This is a genomic window from Paraburkholderia kirstenboschensis, from assembly GCF_032806925.1.
Taxonomy (GTDB): Bacteria; Pseudomonadota; Gammaproteobacteria; order Burkholderiales; family Burkholderiaceae; genus Paraburkholderia; species Paraburkholderia kirstenboschensis.
Window position 1 is genome coordinate 464,378 of the sequence record NZ_CP136513.1, and the last position, 18,505, is coordinate 482,882.

Below are 18,505 nucleotides of genomic sequence, written 5' to 3' on the forward strand. Positions count from 1 at the left end.
AGGAAGTCATGAACGGCCCAGTGTCGATCGAGGTTCTCAGACAGCATCTGATCGATCCGGAAATCTGCATTCGCTGCAATACCTGCGAAGAGACCTGTCCGATCGACGCGATCACGCACGACGAAAACAACTACGTCGTGAAGGCGGATGTCTGCAACGGCTGCATGGCGTGCGTGCCGCCGTGTCCGACAGGCGCGATCGACAACTGGCGCACCGTGTTGAAGGCTGACGCGTATCCGGTCGAAGAGCAATTCACATGGGACGTCTTGCCGGAGCAGAACACAATGGCCGCGCCCGCAGTGGAAGAATCGCCCGCTGCGGACACTACCGGCGATGCTCCGGCGAATGCGAGCGGCATTGAAGTAGACACCGTGCGCGGGTCAGTCGTGCCGCCGTGGTCCGCCGCGAAGCCTTACGTCAATCTCTACACACACAAGACGCCGACTACGGCGACCGTGGTCGGCAACTACCGGCTCACCGACGCATCGACGGAAAGCGACATACATCACATCGTGCTCGATTTCGGATCGATGCCCTTTCCGGTGCTCGAAGGCCAATCGATCGGCATTCTGCCGCCCGGCGCCACCGCCGACGGCCGCTTGCACCACGCGCGCCAATATTCGATCGCCAGCCCGCGCGACGGCGAGCGCCCTGGCTACAACAACGTTTCGCTGACGGTGAAGCGCGTCGCGCAACGGCATGGCGATTCGATCGACGGCGTCTGCTCGAACTATCTGTGCGATCTGAAAAAGGGTGACGTGGTCACGGTGATCGGCCCGTTCGGCGGCACGTTTCTGATGCCAAACCATCCGAACTCGCATCTTCTGATGATCTGCACGGGCACCGGGTCCGCGCCGATGCGCGCAATGACGGAATATCGCCGGCGCCGCCGCCTGAAGGGCGCAACCGGCAAGCTGATGCTGTTCTTCGGTGCGCGTACCAAAGAGGAGTTGCCATACTTCGGGCCGCTAACTAATCTGCCGAAGGATTTCATCGACACCAATCTCGCATTCTCGCGCACGCCGGGTCAGCCGAAGCGCTACGTGCAGGACGCGATGCGTGAACGCGCGGTCGACGTCGCGCAGATGCTAAAGGACGACAATACGCATATCTACGTATGCGGGCTAAAGGGTATGGAAGACGGCGTGCTGCAAGCGCTGAAAGAGATCGGCGAGCAGCATCAGGTAGATTGGGAGGCGCTGTGGGCAAAGCTGAAGAAAGAAGGGCGCCTGCACCTGGAAACGTATTGATCCGGCCGCCTCAGATGACCGACCGCTATCGCGAAGGGTCAGCGCCTTGTGCTCGTTGTGCCGGCGAGACTGCCCCGCACGCGCGAATCACGAGTTGCACGACTTCTTCGGTCGTCGCCTCGAACGACTTCTGCGTCAACGCGCGCTTGCCTTTGAGCGCGCGAATCTGTGCGTCGAAGTCGGCGTAGTGCTGGGTCGTCGCCCAGATCATATACATCAGCGTTCGCGCGTTGACAGGCGCGAGCAGGCCCCGCGAGATCCAGTCGTCGATTACTTTTACACGGCTGTCCAGCCATGGCTTGACGCGCTCCGTGAGAATGTCTTCCATATGCTCGGCGCCGTGAATGATCTCGCTCGCCCATACTTTTGAGCCGAGCGGACGCCGCCGCGACAATTCCATTTTCGCGCGCACATATCCGCCGATCGCCTCCACGGGATCGTCGCTGCATTCGAACGTATCTGCTGCGCGGTACCAGTCTTCGAACAGGTCTTCGAGCACACGCCGGTAAAGCGCAAGCTTGGTCGGGAAGTAGTAATGCACGTTGGCTTTCGGTAAGCCCGCGCGTTCGGCGATCATCGCGGTGCTCGCGCCGTCGAGTCCGCGTTCCGCGAAGACGGCTTCCGCACAGGCCAGAAGATGTGCTTCGTTCGACTCGCGAATGTGCGCCTTGCGCCGCCGCAAAGGTGCGCGCGTTTCGTCGTTTTCCGTGATACCTCCAGCCACGTCGTCGTCTCTCATGTTCGCCTTCGGCGGCATGGGTGCCGCGTCGCGCTTCATTCTAGTCGCTTGACGCGCTGCGGACACACGTATTTCAGAAGCCGCTTCCAGCCCTGCTGCAATGCAATGGCACGCTTCTCGCTCTATGTTTGTCCGTGCGAAAGGCATTGATTTGGCGGTGTTAATCGTCTACAACCTGTCCAACTGGACAGGATTGAGAAAGCGGGACATGCATCAGGGTTTGCCCTCGCTACGAGAAGCAGCCGGAAGCATGGAACCTGCACCGCAGCCGTGCGGACACGCCCCAAAGCCGCCGCTCATGCACCAGTTTCATGTCGGTTCACCGGAAGGAGCGAGACGAATGAACGCGGTATCCGAAGCGCTAAGGCGGGCAAAGCCCGCTACGTCGATCAGGATCGACGGCAAGCGGCTGTGGGACAGCCTGATGACGATGGCAACGATCGGCGCAACGCCTAAGGGCGGCGTATGCCGCCTCGCGCTGACCGATCTCGACAAGGAAGGGCGGGACCTGATAGTTAGCTGGGCGAAGGAAGCCGGCTGCACGGTTAGTGTCGATCAGATGGGTAACGTGTTCATGCGCCGCGCAGGACGCAATCCCGATGCGTTGCCTGTGATGACCGGCTCGCATGCGGACTCGCAGCCAACGGGCGGCCGCTTCGACGGCATCTACGGCGTGCTGGGCGGTCTGGAAGTGATTCGCAGTTTGAACGATCACGGTATCGAAACCGAGCATCCTGTCGAAGTCGTGATCTGGACCAACGAGGAAGGCTCGCGTTTTGCGCCGGCCATGGTTGCGTCGGGCGTGTTCGCGGGCGTGTTCTCGCTCGAATACGGTTTGTCGCGCAAGGACGTGGATGGCAAGACGATCGGCGAGGAACTGCAGCGCATCGGCTATGCGGGCGATGTGCCATGCGGCGGTCGTCGATTGCACGCGGCGTTCGAACTCCATATCGAGCAGGGGCCGATTCTCGAAGCCGAGCAGAAAACCATTGGCGTGGTCACGGATGCGCAAGGTCAGCGCTGGTACGAAATCACGCTCACGGGACAGGAGGCGCACGCAGGTCCGACGCCGATGCCGCGGCGGCGCGATGCATTGCTCGGCGCTGCGCGGGTAGTTGATCTCGTCAATCGCATCGGGCTGGAAAACGCGCCGCTCGCATGCGCGACGGTCGGCATGATGCAGGTCTATCCGAACTCGCGCAACGTGATTCCTGGGCGGGTGTTCTTTACCGTCGACTTCCGGCATCCGGACAACGCCGTGCTGGCGAAGATGGATGCCGCGTTGCGCGAGGGCGTGGCGCGCATCGCGAGCGGCATCGGCCTCGAGACCGAACTCGAACAGATCTTTTACTACGAGCCCGTTGCGTTCGACGAAGCTTGCGTGAAGTCGGTGCGCGCAGCGGCCGAGCGCTTTGGTTACTCGCATCGCAACATGGTCTCCGGCGCGGGGCACGACGCCTGTTATCTCGCGCAAGTCGCGCCCACTTCAATGGTGTTCGTGCCGTGCGTCGACGGGATCAGCCACAACGAAATCGAGGACGCCTCCTTCGAATGGATCGAAGCCGGCGCGAACGTGTTGCTGCACGCGATGCTGGAGCGTGCGTGCGAGCCGGTTTCATAGTGCGCCGATCAACGTCGCTTGCGAGCGCCGTCTGGACTTCTGATTTTAAGCCGGACTACGAGCCGGATTACCAGCCGGAGTACCAGCTTTGACAGCTTCACGCTAGCGCCAGAAAAACATGCCGTCCGGGCTTCGCTCACGCGAGAGCCGGCAGGTGCGGCTGCGTCCTCACATCGACAGAAGGAACGTGTATGGCCATCAAGCAAACCGGCGACATCGCCGCGCAGCGCCTGTCGCCCGAACAGCTTTCCTGCGAGTTCTCCGACATTGCACCTTTGCTCGACGCAAGCGCCGCCGCCGCGGCGGCGAGCCGCTGCCACTACTGCTACGACGCGCCGTGCGTCAACGCTTGTCCGACCCGGATCGACATTCCTAGCTTCATTCGCAAGATTGGCAACGGCAACTTGAAGGGCGCGGCGGTAGACATTCTGTCGGCCAACCCGCTCGGCGGCATGTGCGCGCGCGTGTGCCCGACCGAAATTCTGTGTGAAGGCGCCTGCGTGCGCGACCATCAGGACGCGAAGCCGGTGGCGATCGGCGCGCTGCAACGTCATGCAACCGACTGGGCGATGGCTCGCGGCGAAGCGCTATTCAAGCGAGCGCCCGCAACCGGCCGGCGTGTCGCAGTGATAGGCGCGGGGCCTGCGGGGCTCGCGTGCGCGCATCGCCTTGCACTGGCGGGCCACGACGTTACCATCTACGACGCTCGCGACAAAGCCGGCGGACTCAACGAATACGGCATTGCCGCTTATAAAACAGTCAACGATTTCGCGCAGCGCGAAGTGGAATGGCTGTGCTCCGTGGGCGGCATCGAGATAAGAAACGGCGTTGCGCTAGGGCGCGACATCGAACTCGATACGCTGCGCAAGCAATACGACGCCGTGTTTCTCGCGATTGGCCTCACGGGCGTGCGCGCACTCGCAATGGCCGGCGAGGAACTGAGCGGCGTGATGAACGCAGTGGACTTCATCGAACAGGTTCGCAGCGCGCGCGACTTCGGCACGGTGCCGGTGGGCCGCCGCGTCGTCGTGATCGGCGGAGGCAATACCGCTGTGGATGCGGCTGTGCAAAGCCGCAAGCTCGGCGCGACGTCGGTAGCGATGGTGTATCGGCGCGGCGTCGAATCCATGAGCGCGACGTGGGCCGAACGCGATTTCGCACAAACCAGCGGCGTCACGCTTATCACGCATGCAACGCCGGTACGTTTGATCGGCGAGGGCGGCGTGGTGACGGGTGTCGAGTTCGAACGCACAGTGAGCGCAGGCGATCAGGAGCGCTTCGTCATCGAAGCGGACATGGTGCTCAAGGCGATCGGCCAGACGCTCGTGCCGGTAGGGATCGAACGCGAACTGCTGACGCTCGACGGCAGCCGCATCGCTGTGGATGCAAACGGGCAGACGTCGCTTGCCGGGGTCTGGGCGGGTGGCGATTGTGCGGCCACGGGCGGTATCGACCTGACCGTGCAAGCCGTGCAGGACGGCAAGCTCGCGGCCGCCGCCATCGATGCGCAGTTCGCTCGCACCGCAGTGAAAGCCGCGTAGCGTCGATCGCTGCACAGCACTGAAAGACACAAGAAAACAGCCGTCCCCAAGGAGCCGAATATGGCCGATCTGCGCTGTACGATTGCCGGCATCACATCGCCGAATCCCTTCTGGCTCGCGTCCGCGCCGCCGACCGACAAAGCCTATAACGTGAGCCGCGCGTTCGAAGCCGGCTGGGGCGGCGTGGTGTGGAAGACACTCGGCCTCGACCCGCACGTGGTCAACGTGAGTTCGCGCTACGGCGCGGTGCAATGGAACGGTCAACGCATCGCGGGGCTGAACAACATCGAGTTGATTACGGACCGCCCGCTCGACGTCAATCTGCGCGAGATCGCACAGGTCAAACGCGACTGGCCCGAACGCTCAATGATCGTCTCGCTGATGGTGCCGTGCAATGAGCGCGACTGGAAGTGGATCTTGCCGCTCGTGGAAGACACCGGTGCCGACGCAGTCGAACTGAATTTCGGATGTCCGCACGGCATGAGCGAACGGGGGATGGGCGCGGCGGTCGGCCAGGTGCCCGAGTACATAGAGATGGTCACGCGCTGGGTCAAGGAAGGCACGAAGCTGCCGTGCCTCGTCAAGCTCACGCCGAACATCACCGACATTCGGCTCGGCTCGCGCGCGGCATACAAGGGGGGCGCGGACGGCGTGTCGTTGATCAACACGATCAACTCGATCGTCGCCGTGGATCTCGACGCAATGTCGCCGTTGCCGATGGTCGACGGCAAGGGCACGCATGGCGGCTACTGCGGCCCGGCAGTAAAGCCGATTGCACTGAACATGGTCGCCGAAATCGCGCGCGACGTGGAGACGCCCAACCTGCCTATTTCGGGTATCGGCGGCATTTCGACCTGGCGCGATGCGGCCGAATTCATGGTGCTGGGCGCGGGCAGCGTGCAGGTGTGCACGGCGGCCATGCACTACGGTTTTCGCATCGTCACGGATCTCGCCGACGGTCTTGCAAACTGGATGGACGAAAAGGGATACGCGACGCTCGACGACATTCGCGGCCGCGCCGTGCCCAACGTCACCGACTGGAAGTACCTGAACCTCAAGTACGACATCAAGGCGCGCATCGACCAGGACAAGTGCATTCAATGCGGCCTGTGCCATATCGCGTGTGAGGACACCGCGCATCAGGCGATCATGAAAGAAAAAGATGGCGTCCGGCATTTTGAAGTGATCGACTCCGAATGTGTGGGCTGCAATCTGTGCATGCATGTGTGCCCGGTCGAGCAATGCATCACCATGGAGCGCGTGGATAACGGCGAGTACGCGAACTGGACCACGCATCCGAACAATCCGGCGCGAGTGAATGCTCCGGCCAGCGATGTCGAGGCAGAGTCAGCGAACGCCGAAGCCGCCCACGCAGCAAAAGCCGCCTGAAATAAAGGGCGAATCGTTGTAAGCGCAGCGCTTGTACGAACCGGTGTTTTCTTTAACGCCCGACGCGCCGACAGAAGCCGCGCGGGCTTCAACGATCTAGTGGAGATCTTTCGATGAAGCAGACCGCGCAACCCGTCGATCCGCAATTCGCGGCCGGCGCGCAAGGCAGCAGTCTTTACAACGACGACCTTGCACCCACCGGCCCCGCGCAGCGCACCTGGCGCTGGTATCACTTCGCAGCGCTGTGGGTGGGCATGGTGATGAACATTGCGTCGTACATGCTCGCGGCCGGATTGACCGAAGAGGGCATGTCGCCGTGGCAAGCGGTGTTGACCGTGCTGCTAGGCAACCTGATCGTGCTCGTGCCGATGCTGCTGATCGGCCACGCGGGCGCGAAGCACGGCATTCCGTATGCGGTGCTGGTGCGCTCGTCGTTCGGCACGCAGGGCGCGAAATTGCCGGCGATGCTGCGCGCCATCGTGGCCTGCGGCTGGTACGGCATTCAAACGTGGCTTGGCGGCAGCGCGATCTATACGCTGTTGAACATTCTTACCGGCAACGCGCTGCACGGCGCAGCCTTGCCGTTCATCGACATTTCCATTGCACAGTTCGCGTGTTTTCTTGTGTTCTGGGCTTTGCAGATTTACTTCATCGTGCATGGGACGGACTCGATCCGCTGGCTCGAAAGCTGGTCGGCGCCGATCAAGATCGTGATGTGCATTGCGCTTGTCTGGTGGGCGACGTCGAAAGCGGGCGGGCTCGGCTCGATGCTCGCGGCGCCTTCGCAATTCGTGCCGGGCGGCAAGAAGGAGGGCATGTTCTGGGCTACGTTCTGGCCCGGCCTTACCGCCATGGTCGGCTTCTGGGCCACGCTCGCGTTGAACATTCCCGACTTCACGCGCTTTGCAAAAACGCAGCGCGATCAGATTGTCGGGCAGTCGATCGGTTTGCCGGTGCCGATGGCCTTGCTCTCGGTAATCTCGGTGGTGGTGACGTCCGCCACCGTGGTGATCTACGGCAAGGCGATCTGGGACCCGATCGACCTGACGAGCCGCATGACGGGCATCGGCGTAGGCCTCGCTCTCATCATCCTCACGCTCGACACGATGTGCTGCAATCTTGCCGCGAATCTCGTCGGGCCCGCTTTTGATTTTTCGAGCCTGTGGCCGAAGGGCATTTCGTATCGCGTCGGCGGCATGATTACCGCGACCATCGCAATCGTCATGATGCCGTGGAAGATTCTCGCGACCACGCAGGGCTATATCTTCACGTGGCTCGTCGGTTACTCAGCTCTTCTCGGTCCGGTGGCGGGCATTCTGATGGTCGACTATTTCCTGATTCGCGGCACACGGCTCGATACCCGCGAACTATTCGACGAGCGCGGCGAATATAGCTATACCGGCGGCTGGAATATCGGCGCGGTGGTCGCGCTGGTGATCGGTGTGCTGCCGAATCTGCCGGGTTTTTTGCACACTGCGTTTCCTGCTTCGTTCGCGAACGTGCCGTCGATTTTCAATACGCTCTATACGTATGCATGGTTCGTCGGGCTCGCGTTGGCGTCGATCGTGTATAGCGCGTGGATGAAACTCAGCAAAGGACCCAGCGCGCGCGTCGCGAGTGCGTGAGATAACCGCATACGTAGTAGCGACATATGCAAATTCATAAGGAGGCGGCAACATGACGACCCTGATTCGCGGCGGCACCATTATCGACGCGGAGAACACGTATCGAGCGGACGTGTTGTGTGCCGACCCGCAAGACGGCGGCACCATCCTGCAGATCGGAGCGGACCTCGAAGCGCCGGCGGGCGCGGCGATCGTCGATGCGGGCGGGCAGTATGTGATGCCCGGCGGCATCGATCCGCACACGCATATGGAACTGCCCTTCATGGGCACCACCGCGAGCGACGACTTCTATACCGGCACCGCAGCGGGATTGTCGGGCGGCACGACGAGCATCATCGACTTCGTGATTCCAAGCCCGAAGCAAAGCCTGATGGAAGCGTTCAAACAGTGGCGCGGCTGGGCGGAGAAGGCGTCATCGGATTATGGGTTTCATGTCGCCGTGACATGGTGGGACGACTCGGTATATCGCGACATGGGCACGCTCGTGCACGAGCACGGCGTGTCGAGCTTCAAGCACTTCATGGCCTACAAGAACGCGATCATGGCCGACGACGAAGTACTGGTGAACAGCTTCTCGCGATCGCTCGAACTCGGCGCGCTGCCTACCGTGCATGCGGAAAACGGCGAGCTGGTGTTTCAGTTGCAGCGCCAACTGCTCGCAAAAGGCTTCACGGGCCCCGAGGCGCATCCGCTGTCACGGCCGCCCGAAGTCGAAGGCGAGGCGGCCAATCGCGCGATTCGTATCGCGCAGGTGCTGGGGGTGCCGGTGTATATCGTGCACGTGTCCGCGAAAGACGCTGTCGATGCGATCTCGCGGGCGCGCAGCGAAGGGCTGCGCGTATTCGGCGAAGTGTTGCCGGGGCATCTCGTGATCGACGAGGCCGTGTATCGCGATCCCGACTGGACGCGCGCCGCAGCGCATGTGATGAGCCCGCCGTTTCGCTCGGCCGAACATCGCGAGGCGTTGTGGCGAGGTTTGCAGGCCGGTCAACTGCACACCACCGCGACCGATCACTGCGTGTTCTGCGCGTCGCAAAAGGCCATGGGCCGCGAAGACTTCACGAAGATCCCGAATGGCTGCGGCGGCGTTGAAGATCGCATGGCGGTGCTGTGGCATCACGGCGTGAACTCCGGGCGTCTCACGCCGAACGAGTTCGTGCGCATTACGTCGACGAACGCCGCACAGATCTTCAACCTGTACCCGCGCAAAGGTGCGGTGCGTGTCGGCGCCGATGCGGACATCGTCGTATGGGACCCCAACGCAAGCAAGACGATTTCCGTGAAAACGCATCATCAGAAAGTCGACTTCAATGTGTTCGAAGGCATGACGGTGCAAGGCGTGGCAATGCATACGCTCACGCGCGGCGCGCTTGCCTGGACCGACGGCGACCTGCGTGCCGTGCGAGGCGCCGGGCAGTATCAGAAGCGCCCGCCTAATGCGGCTTACTTCGACGCGATCCGCGTGTCGAACAAGCTGAAAGAGCCGCATCCAGTCGAGCGGTAGCGCTCGAGCTTCCACTGGCGCGGGCCTGCAAGCTCGCGCCGGGTTCCTTTCGGCGCCGCGCATTCGCCGCGGCACCACTGTCTCGCGTTTTCCCCGATGGCGTCCCGCCCATGTTCCATGTTGCGATGCATGCCGCGTCTTCACATCTGCCGTAGAGTTGCAATTCATGTGATAGTGGAGGCGATGGCTGCGGCTTAGCACGGATGCGCATATGGATTGGAAACCTGATCCTTTGTAAAAACGCAGGCCGTTTGCTACAGTCCGCCCACTCCGCCGGGCACGAGCGCCGGTGGGACAGCCAACACGCGTCCAGGCATGCGGCCTGACCAACTTAGGGAGCCACTCATGAAGTCGATTCGTTCCATTCTGCTGATCGCGCTGTTTCATGCGGTAACGGTGAGCCCCGTGTTCGCCGCCGATGAACTCGCGCAGATCAAGTCCTCGGGCGTGTTCAGGATCGGTACGGAAGGCACCTATGCGCCGTTCACCTATCACGACGAGTCCGGCAAGCTGACCGGCTTCGACGTGGAAGTGGGCACGCAGATCGCGCAGCGTCTCGGCGTCAAGCCGCAATTCGTCGAAGGCAAATGGGACGGGCTGATCGCCGGTCTCGACGTGAACCGCTACGACGCGGTGATCAACGAAGTCGCGGTGACCGACGCGCGCAAGGTCAAATATGATTTCTCGGACCCGTACATCACATCGCATGCGGCACTGATCGTGCGCTCGGACAACAACGCGATCAAGACTTTCGACGATCTTAAGGGCAAGAAGTCCGCCAACACGCTGACCAGCAACTTCGGCAAGATCGCCGCCGCGCACGGCGCGGAAGTGATTCCCGTGCAGGGCTTCAATGAATCGATCGATCTGCTGACGGCGGGCCGTGTGGATGCAACCGTCAACGATTCGCTGTCGTTCCTCGACTTCAAGAAGCACAAGCCGGATGCGAAGGTGAAGATCGCCACGCTGGACACGTCGCCGGAAAGCAGCGACAAGTCCGCGGTGCTGATCCGCAAGGGCAACCCGGAACTCGTCGCGGCGATCAACAAGGCGCTCGCGGATATGAAGAAAGACGGCACCTACGCGAAGATCTCGCAGAAGTACTTCGGCAAAGACGTCTCCAAATAAACGCCTTTCGCGAGTCTGAATCATGCCGGCATGGTTGCATCTGATGGCGCAGTCGCTGTGGCCTCTGCTATATGCGGGGCTCGTGTTTACGGTGCCGCTCACGTTGGCTTCGTTTGCAATCGGACTCGCTCTCGCGTTTATTGTCGCGCTGGTGCGGCTCTTTGGGCCGAAGTGGGCAGTGGCGCTGGTGCGTTTTTATGTGTGGCTGTTTCGCGGCTCGCCGTTGCTCGTGCAACTATTCGTGATCTTCTACGGCTTGCCGAACGTGGGCATCGTGCTCGACCCGTTGACGGCGGCGATTATCGGCTTCTCGCTGAATGTGGGCGCCTACAATTCGGAAGTGATTCGCGGCGTGATCGAGTCGATCCCGAAAGGGCAGTGGGAAGCCGCTTATTCAATGGGAATGACGCGCGAACAGGCGCTGCGTCGCGCGATTCTGCCGCAGGCCGCACGCGTCGCATTGCCGCCGTTGTCCAACTCGTTTATCGCGCTCGTTAAGGACACGTCGTTGGCCGCTGTGCTGACTGTGCCCGAAGTGTTTCAGGCAGCGCAGCGAATTGCTTCGGTCACCTACGAACCGTTGATTCTTTATACCGAGGCCGCACTGGTATATCTGCTGTTCAGTTCGGTGCTGTCATCGGCGCAAGTGAGGCTCGAACGCAAGTTCGGCCGTCATGCACTCTTTCAGGCGGGCAACTAATGATCCGACTGGAAAAAATCGACAAGTATTTTTCCGGGCTGCGTGTGCTCAATTCGGTCGACTTGCACCTCGCGCAGGGCAACGTGACCGCGTTGATCGGACCGTCGGGCAGCGGCAAAAGTACGCTGTTGCGTTGCGTGAATCTGCTGGAAATTCCCGAGGCCGGCTCGCTCGAAATCGGCGATCAGCAACTCAGGTTCAGCCCCGACGAGCGGCCTTCGCGCGAAACCGTGCTGGCGATCCGCCGTCGTACCGGCATGGTGTTTCAGAACTTCCAGTTGTTTCCGCATCTCACGGTGCGTCAGAACGTGATGGAAGGCCTGATCACCGTGCTGAAATGGGACAAGGAAAAGGCGCGAGCCCGCGCTGACGAATTGCTGGAGAAGGTCGGCATCGCGCACAAGGGCGATGCGTGGCCCGTCACGCTGTCGGGCGGGCAGCAGCAGCGCGTTGCGATCGCGCGGGCATTGGCGCCGTCGCCGGAAGTATTGTTATGCGACGAGCCCACGTCCGCGCTCGATCCCGGTCTCGCCGCGGAAGTGGTCGAAGTACTCAAGCAACTTGCGAATGAAGGCATGACCATGCTGATGGCCACGCACGATTTGCGGCTCGCCGCCACCATTGCACGCGACGTGGTGTTCCTGAACAACGGCGTAGTGGTGGAGTCGGGTCCGTCGCGCGATGTGTTCATGCGGCCGCAGCAGGAGGAAACCGCGCGCTTCGTCTCGACGTTGACGCACAGCTTGCCCGATGCATGGACCGAGTAAAGCGAGCCTGAGAGAGTACCTTCGATAAGAAAAGCCGCTGATGTATGCAACAAAGAGAAAGGGGCGCCAGTTCATTCAGAACTGCGCCCCTTTTTGCATATCAGGCTTCGGCGCGCTCTGCTTCGTTGTTCAGCGCCGTTTCGAAGAACCGTGCCTTGGCCTCTTCATTGGCGCGAGCATACGCGCGGTTCAGGCCGCTGATCACCGCGCGAATCGACGCAGTCACCAGATTGGCGTCGATACCCACGCCGAACGCACTGCCGGCCACGTCCGCCCCGGCCATTTCGGCGACGGCGACCGCGCGCGCATCGGCGCCTTGCGTCAACGCGCGCTCCTCATAGTGCTGGATGCGCACGGGCACACCCATCGCGTGCATCAAGGCGTCGAGCGGACCATTGCCTTCGCCGTTCAACACGCGCCGGGTGCCATTGATATCGACAGTAAGCTTGATGCGCTCGCGTCCGTTGTACTCGGACAGGCTGTGGCCGATGTAATGAACCGGCGCGGTGTTCTGCACGTACTCCTGCTGGAACAGTTCCCAGATCTGCGACGGCGTGACTTCTTGTCCGCTGTCGTCGGTAAAGCGCTGCACGGCCGAGCTGAAATCCACCTGCAAGCGGCGCGGCAATACCACGCCGTAGCTCTGCTCGAGCAGGTACGCGATGCCGCCCTTGCCCGACTGGCTGTTCACGCGGATCACGGAGTCGTAGGTGCGGCCCAGGTCGTTCGGATCGATCGGCATGTACGGCACTTCCCAGATCGCGTCCGGTTTCTGCGCAGCGAAGCCTTTTTTGATCGCATCCTGATGCGAGCCGGAGAACGCGGTGAACACCAGATCGCCGACATACGGATGACGCGGATGTACCGGCAACTGCGTGCATTCCTCGGCCGTGCGCGCGATTTCGTTGATGTTCGAGAAGTCGAGTCCCGGATCGACGCCTTGCGTGTACAAATTCAGTGCGAGCGTGACGAGGTCCACGTTGCCGGTGCGCTCGCCGTTGCCGAACAGGCACCCTTCGATACGATCCGCGCCCGCCATCACCGCGAGTTCGGCCGCGGCCACGGCGGTGCCGCGATCGTTATGCGGGTGCACCGACACGATCAACGAATCGCGGCGCGCGAGGTTGCGGTGCATCCATTCGATCTGGTCGGCGTAGACGTTCGGCGTGGCCATTTCGACCGTAGCCGGCAGATTGACGATGGCCTTGTGCTCGGGCGTGGGTTGCCAGATGTCGAACACCGCGTCGCAGACTTCCTTCGCGAATTCGAGTTCGGTGCCGCTAAACACCTCAGGGCTGTATTGCAGCGTGAAATGCGTTTCGGGCGCGGCATCGGCGAGACGCTTCATGGTGCGCGCGGCTTTTTGCGCGAGTTCCTTGACGCCGTTCTGGTCGAGCCCGAACACGATCTTGCGGAATTCCGGCGCCGTTGCGTTGTACAGATGGACGATCGCGCGCGGCGCGCCACGCAACGATTCGAACGTACGCTCGATCAGGTCGTCGCGGGCCTGCGTCAACACTTCGATCGTCACGTCGTCCGGAATGTGGCCGCCCTCGATCAACTCGCGCACGAAGTTGAAATCGGTCTGCGATGCCGACGGAAACGCGACTTCGATCTCCTTGAAGCCGATCTGCACCAGCGTCTTGAACATGCGCATCTTGCGCTCTGCGTTCATCGGCTCGAACAGAGCCTGGTTGCCGTCGCGCAGGTCGGTGCTCATCCAGATCGGCGCGCGCGTGATGGTGCGCGACGGCCACTGGCGGTCCGTCAAATTGATGGGCTTGAAGGAGCGGTACTTGGTAGCAGGGTTCTTCAACATTTTCATCGTCCGTGGGTTCGACAGGCTGGTAGTCGACCGGACGACTAAAACGCAAAGCAGCGCCGCCGGTCGGAAACCGGGGCTGGGTCAGTTACTGGGGAATTATGCGGTGCCTCGGGTATTTCAGATGGAAGCGCGCAGCAGCAGACCTAGCCCGGTAGAGCGGGCTAGTAGTAGCGATAGGGTGGTCTGGGCGCGGTACATAGTGCGCAATAGGAACATATTATTGGGACTGCGTCAAGCGAGGCGCTCGCGCGCGGCGCCAGGCTACAATTCCGGACGGCTTGAAAAACGGAACGTCAATGAAGATTCGGATTGTCACTATCGCGTGCGCCGCGACCGCTGCAGCACTCCTCGCGGCCTGCACGGCTGTCTACAAGAACTCGGACGCGTGCGAGCAGTTGATGCGAAGCAAGCTGGCAGAGAAATCGTCCGATACGCTGAAGATCGGCCATACGGGCGCCGGTATCGACGGTTCACGCGTCGTGGTGGAAGGTTCCATTGAACATGTGATGACGGCGTCGGAAGTGGCGGCGGCGTCAGCGCGGGCAGCGTCGGGCGTTCGGGCGGGACGCGGGGTGGCGGCATCGGGTGTGCGGGCGGCTTCGGCCTCCTCGGCCTCTGCCGCGTGGGCTGCGTCTGGCGCTAGTGGTTCCTCGGCTTCCGGCGCGTCAAGCGTGTCAAGCGTGTCACAGGCAGCTTCGTCGGTCACTGCGTCGGAAGCTGATGCGCTTGCGCGGAAGCCGACCAAACCGAAGAAGCTGATTCTGGCCGCAGCCGCCGAATGCACGTTCCGTGGCCCCACGCTGGACACGTTTAGCTGGTTAGCGCCAGCAAAGCTGGCGGCGCCGTCCGACCCGGATGCGAGCGAAGCAGAGGAGTAAGGTCTGTCGCCCGACTGACTCATAGCGCGCTTGGGGTTGAGCATGTGTATGTATGGCTGTGCGCTTGCAGCCATGCGCATGCTTGCACGAACCACGTGCGTATGAACAGAAGAGCAGTCGCATTGACGTTGACTCATCTCGTGATATCGCCGGGCGGCCGTTTCGTTATTCAGGTGACTGTCGATCCACCGCTCCAACATCGCCCTGTCTACCTGCTTTCCAGCATCAACGTTAGCGCGCTTTCCGCAAAAGCCTGGGGTCGGCCTTCAAAGCAGCGCTCGACCGCGCGCGTGTCGATCAGATGCTGCCGCAATGCCGTGCGTTCGTCGTGCCCGTCAATCATCCGCACGGCTGCCGCGATATAACCCTCGACGTTGTCCGCCGTTGCCCACGGCGGCATGCCCACGCGCTCGAACAGCGCCCCGTCTATCCTTTCGAATACCTCGGGCCCGCGCTTGCAGACGCCCGGCAAACCGAGCGTGAGCGCGTCGACGATCCCGTTCGTATTGCCGAACGGGAACGGACTCAGAAAGAGATCGGAGCGATTGACGCGCTCCAGGTAGCTCGCATACTGATGAAACCCATGCACGACCGCGCCCGGTACCGCGCGTCCGATGACCTCGCGCATCTGGTCGAGCGCGAGGCCGGCCGGCACGCCGCTCATGAAGTGGAACTCGACGCGCGTAGCGGCGCGCGCACCGATCTCGCGGCACGCACCGAGAAAGCCGGGGTTGAGCTTCATCGCGCTAGCGGTAATGACCACTTCCAGCGTTTCGCGCGCAGGCGGAATGCACGCGGCGATCTCCGGCAACGCAACCGAAGGCCGGTACGGCTGGCCGTCTTTCGGCAGCTTCATCAGGCGTTCGCTGAAGCATGCTGGATCGCCGACGTAGTCTTCCTCGACGCTGACGTAGTCGATCTTGTCGGAGTGCGTGGTGGCCGGGTGCCCGAGGCCCGCGATCTGCAACGGCGCGACGCGCAGATTCGACATGAATACCGTCATCACGAACATGCCGACGCTCGGCATGTACAGCACGTCGGGCTTTTCGCGCTCCGCAAAGTCGCGAATGGTCCGCAGGCATTCGCCGATATATTCCGGGTCTTCCAGTTCGATGAAACGGTCGAAGACCGCTCGCCCGATATCGTCGATTGCATAGCTGAAGCCGAAGCCCGCCACCTCGAAATGCTCGCGCGCCGCCTCGATAGTGCGCGAGTGCGTGCGGTAGATCGAATGCGCACCGCCGAACCACTCGAGCACCACCATCATCAACGGCTTCTTTCGGCGCGTGGCGTTCCTGGCTGTCCTGGCTGTCCTGGGATTGGCGGCGTTGGCCCTGCGCGGTACCGCCAGCAAGTCGGTCAAGCCGAGTTGCGCGAGCTTGCGGCGCACGAGCACATTGATGTCGCGCTTGATCTCGTGACGGCGCGGTGTTTCTGCGTAGCTGCAAAACATGTAGGCGTTATGCAGCAAGGCGGTGGGCAGATCGTCGAGGTCGCCGATCTGCTGCAGTTTGCCGGGAAGCCATTCGATCAGTGCCTCGCGCTTGAGGTGCGCGCTCGGCGAGCCCTTGAAAACTGGCGCCAGCAGGACGAGTGCGAGGCAGGCCGCAAGCACTTTGTCGTACGCCCACAGCGCGACGAAGTCCAGCTCCATTTCAGAGCCGGTTGAATACAGCACGCAGAGCTTTTCGACGAAATGGTCACCGGCGAGAAACTGCCTGTCATGCGCGCCGCGCGGATTCAGGTGGCAAGCGACGTGGTCCGCATTGCCGAACGGCGTGACCGAGAACAGCAAACCCACCCATTCATGCAGCGTCAGAAAGAGCCTGAAACATTCAACCGGCAGCTTGAATTCCGGGTCGGCAAAGAGCGTGGAGGCGGCGCTTGCGAGCCGCGTACAGAAGCGCGTGCGTTGCTCGGCGGGCGCAAGTCCGCCCATGCCCGACGCAAGAAAGCTCTCGTCCAGCACGCCGCGTTTGTGCTGGAGTAGCGCGAAGGCGGACAGGAGCTGGATCGACGCCCGGATATGCTGCCGTGTGTAGACGAGCTGCTCGAAATCGTCGAGCGAAAAAGTGGCTTCTTGCATCGGGTGGTTGTTGGCAGTTATGCATGACTAACTATCTCCCAGATGCGTTAGCCGCGAACGACGATTATCGCAGCCAGCCGATATCGAATTTGCCCCATCCACGAATTTGCGAATTTTCAGCACAGCAAATGCGGCCTTCGATTCAGAAGGCGTAGTAAGGACCGGGCCCCGCCGACGTCGCGCGCGATGCGATCGCGGTGTATACGCGGCGTCCGAAAAAGAACGGCAGACCCCAGCCGAAGCCGCTGCTTGCCAGGCCCGCCATGTTGTTGAAGGCATTATTAGCCGATGCGAACAGAACCCGCGAGTTGCCGATCGAAAACGTGACCGCGTTCGCGGCGCCGTCCGTGCCGGTGATCGTCGCCGTCGCCGACTGGGTCGAACTCGGGCAGTACCAGTAGCCGCATTGGGGCAGCTGCGTGTCGCGATAGAAGAGGCCGTTCGAGCCCGTGTCGAGATAACTTTGCGTGTACGTTTGAGCGCCGTGCGTGGTCGTCACGTAACCGGTCTGCGGGTTGCCCTTTAACACGCGCGCGGTGCCGAGCGTGTTGTTTGCCTGAGTGCCGATGCCGAAGATCATCGAACCGGAAACGGTGGGCGCGCCGCTGTCGGGAACCGCGGGAAGGTCGATCACCACGCCGTTGTTGTCGAGCGCGAAGCGGCTCACCGGATTGACCACCTGCTGCGCGAGAGGTTGCGCGGCCGGCAGGCAGGCGCCGCCCGCGTCGCAGCCGTAGTACCAGCGTGGCAGCGCGGCGTTCGCGCAGGCGCTGCCGCAGTCGGCCGCGAATACGCCGACGCCGAGAATGCCGTTGGCACGCAGCGTGTCGAGCGTGAGCATCGACGGACCCGAGCCGGAGCAGTCGGTTGGGACCGTCGGCACCGCAGGGTCGGCAATCAGTTGAATCGCGATCGACGCGGCCAGTTGGCCGGCCATGCGCACGTCCGCGCTGCGAACCGCGCCCCATGCGTAGCCGCCGCCGAATACCGCGCATTCGCCCGATATCCCGGCGCCCGACGATATCGCCGCGAGCTGCAACCCAGCCGGCACGGCCGAAGCAAGAATGCGCAGACCGTGCGAGCCGGTGTCCACCTGAATGTTGTCGATGGTCGCGCAGTTGTCCGTGCCCGGCTGGCAGATGGTGACGCTCGTGGTCAGCATATTGCGCGTGAGGCGCGGCGCGACCGTCACGACGATCGGCTGCACGTTAGGCGTGTTCGACTGTACGACGGCGGTGCCGCTCTGGCTCGAGGCGGCAGACGGAGCGAGAGGCGCGCTCGCGGCGCCTGGGCTGCTCGCCGCGGCGGTGGCGGCCGGGCCGCTGCCGCCACCGCTACCGCCGCCACAAGCCGTAAGGGCGGCGCAGACGAGGAGCAGAACAGGGAGTGAGAGGTCGGGCTTCATGGCGTCAGCGTTGGTCGGCAAATGTTTGGGTTGTTCTGGGCGCTCGG

The 18,505-nt window shown here is 62.2% G+C and carries 14 protein-coding genes; 10 read left to right on the forward strand and 4 right to left on the reverse strand.

All coding sequences use genetic code 11. The annotated features are described in order from the left end of the window. The first annotated feature begins 8 nt into the window (after positions 1-8). Entirely contained in the window at positions 9-1,250 is a 1,242-nt protein-coding gene (gene boxA, locus RW095_RS24755; RefSeq protein WP_317021547.1) for a benzoyl-CoA 2,3-epoxidase subunit BoxA, read from the forward strand. Positions 1,251-1,275: 25 nt separating this feature from the next. Here boxA and RW095_RS24760 read toward each other — a convergent pair whose 3' ends face one another. Continuing rightward, positions 1,276-2,028: a TetR/AcrR family transcriptional regulator gene (locus RW095_RS24760; protein ID WP_317021548.1), complete on the reverse strand. Its 753-nt coding sequence runs from the start codon at positions 2,026-2,028 to the stop codon at positions 1,276-1,278. A gap of 301 nt (positions 2,029-2,329) precedes the next feature. On the opposite strand from RW095_RS24760, the gene RW095_RS24765 reads away from it, so the two are divergent. From RW095_RS24765 to RW095_RS24800, 8 genes are all read left to right on the forward strand, one after another. Next, positions 2,330-3,610, forward strand: a complete 1,281-nt coding sequence (locus RW095_RS24765; protein WP_317021549.1) for a Zn-dependent hydrolase — start codon at positions 2,330-2,332, stop codon at positions 3,608-3,610. A 191-nt stretch (positions 3,611-3,801) separates the two neighbouring features. Then, a complete protein-coding gene (locus tag RW095_RS24770) occupies positions 3,802-5,151 on the forward strand; it encodes an NAD(P)-dependent oxidoreductase (RefSeq protein ID WP_317021550.1) in 1,350 nt (449 codons plus the stop codon). A gap of 60 nt (positions 5,152-5,211) precedes the next feature. Further along, complete coding sequence (gene preA, locus RW095_RS24775; protein ID WP_317021551.1) at positions 5,212-6,540, forward strand: NAD-dependent dihydropyrimidine dehydrogenase subunit PreA; 1,329 nt, start codon at positions 5,212-5,214, stop codon at positions 6,538-6,540. Positions 6,541-6,653: 113 nt separating this feature from the next. Next, on the forward strand, positions 6,654-8,165 hold the full coding sequence (locus RW095_RS24780) for an NCS1 family nucleobase:cation symporter-1 (protein ID WP_317021552.1): 1,512 nt from the start codon (positions 6,654-6,656) through the stop codon (positions 8,163-8,165). A 52-nt stretch (positions 8,166-8,217) separates the two neighbouring features. Next, positions 8,218-9,669, forward strand: coding sequence for a dihydropyrimidinase (gene hydA / locus RW095_RS24785; protein ID WP_317021553.1), 1,452 nt, complete (start codon positions 8,218-8,220; stop codon positions 9,667-9,669). 345 nt (positions 9,670-10,014) lie between these two features. Beyond that, positions 10,015-10,797 carry an amino acid ABC transporter substrate-binding protein gene (locus RW095_RS24790; RefSeq protein ID WP_317021554.1) on the forward strand — a complete coding sequence of 261 codons (783 nt, stop codon included), beginning with the start codon at positions 10,015-10,017 and terminating at the stop codon, positions 10,795-10,797. A gap of 22 nt (positions 10,798-10,819) precedes the next feature. Further along, a complete protein-coding gene (locus RW095_RS24795) occupies positions 10,820-11,497 on the forward strand; it encodes an amino acid ABC transporter permease (RefSeq protein WP_128585674.1) in 678 nt (225 codons plus the stop codon). Beyond that, the gene (locus RW095_RS24800) at positions 11,497-12,264 is read left to right on the forward strand and encodes an amino acid ABC transporter ATP-binding protein (RefSeq protein WP_317021555.1); all 768 of its coding nucleotides are present in this window, start codon (positions 11,497-11,499) and stop codon (positions 12,262-12,264) included. The genes RW095_RS24795 and RW095_RS24800 overlap by 1 nt, the downstream gene beginning before the upstream one ends. A gap of 100 nt (positions 12,265-12,364) precedes the next feature. Here RW095_RS24800 and leuA read toward each other — a convergent pair whose 3' ends face one another. Then, complete coding sequence (gene leuA, locus RW095_RS24805) at positions 12,365-14,083, reverse strand: 2-isopropylmalate synthase (protein ID WP_317021556.1); 1,719 nt, start codon at positions 14,081-14,083, stop codon at positions 12,365-12,367. Positions 14,084-14,385: 302 nt separating this feature from the next. Here leuA and RW095_RS24810 point away from each other — a divergent pair, with 302 nt between their 5' ends. After that, positions 14,386-14,967: a hypothetical protein gene (locus RW095_RS24810; protein WP_317021557.1), complete on the forward strand. Its 582-nt coding sequence runs from the start codon at positions 14,386-14,388 to the stop codon at positions 14,965-14,967. Between the two features lie 208 nt (positions 14,968-15,175). Here the strand turns inward: RW095_RS24810 and RW095_RS24815 are convergent, their stop codons facing one another. Together RW095_RS24815 and RW095_RS24820 are read right to left on the reverse strand one after the other, a co-directional pair. Then, positions 15,176-17,053: a glycosyl transferase family 1 gene (locus tag RW095_RS24815; protein ID WP_317021558.1), complete on the reverse strand. Its 1,878-nt coding sequence runs from the start codon at positions 17,051-17,053 to the stop codon at positions 15,176-15,178. Between the two features lie 142 nt (positions 17,054-17,195). Then, complete coding sequence (locus RW095_RS24820; protein ID WP_317021559.1) at positions 17,196-18,458, reverse strand: DUF3443 domain-containing protein; 1,263 nt, start codon at positions 18,456-18,458, stop codon at positions 17,196-17,198. Between the last annotated feature and the right edge of the window lie 47 nt (positions 18,459-18,505).